The organism is Bacillus pseudomycoides DSM 12442 (genome assembly GCF_000161455.1).
Lineage (GTDB): Bacteria > Bacillota > Bacilli > Bacillales > Bacillaceae_G > Bacillus_A > Bacillus_A pseudomycoides.
Map to the genome: position 1 here is coordinate 4,994,791 of NZ_CM000745.1, position 862 is coordinate 4,995,652.

Consider the following 862-nt stretch of genomic DNA (forward strand, 5'->3'; position numbering starts at 1 on the left):
TTAATACCAGCAACCTTTATAACAGTAGCTTACTTTTATCAAAGTAAAGGAATGAGTGATAAGAAAAAAATTGCAACGTTTTTTGAAATTGCAAAGATATGTGTTCAACATAAAGGTGAATTACAATACCCTATTTTTATAAAAGAAATAGAAGATGACATAAGTATGAATTATGTTTACAAGTTACCGCTCGGCGTACCTAGTCAACTTATCAAAAAGTTAGCTGAAGTATTAGAAGAAGGACTATATAAACCTGTTAAAATATCGTTTCATCAAAGAGAGCTTCATATTCGAGTATTTAAGCAACGAATACCTGAAATATGGAATTGGTCTAAGGAGCTGTTAAAAGAGCACACATGGAAAGTTATGATGGGGAAAGCATTAGATAAACACGTGTATCATGATTTCGAGAAAACACCGCATATGTGTGTAAGTGGAATGACTCGTTTTGGAAAGACAGTATTCTTAAAAAATGTGATGACTAGTTTAATTTTACAACAATCTCAACACGTGAATTTTTTTATTATCGATTTGAAGGAAGGGCTAGAATTTAGTCCTTACAAAGAGCTATCCCAAGTAGTAGAAGTAGCTGAAAACCTCGGAACAGGCGTTAGAGATGTTGGTGAGAGTACGTGAAAAGATGGTAAAACAGATTGAGATGATGAAAAAGTCCTATTTTACCAATGTTATAGATACATCCAATTAGAGAACGTTGCTTCATCATAGTAGATGAAGGAGCGAATCTTTGTCCGACACAAGGTTTACCTAAAAAACAACGGGATTTATTATTTATGTGCCAGGAGATGTTATCTGAAATCGCAAGAATCGGAGGTGGTTTAGGATTCCGGCTTATATTTTGTAC

The 862-nt window shown here is 34.0% G+C and carries 1 pseudogene; it reads left to right on the forward strand.

The features are described 5' to 3' along the window. Positions 1-862, forward strand: a pseudogene (locus BPMYX0001_RS29710) (FtsK/SpoIIIE domain-containing protein); the annotation flags it as partial.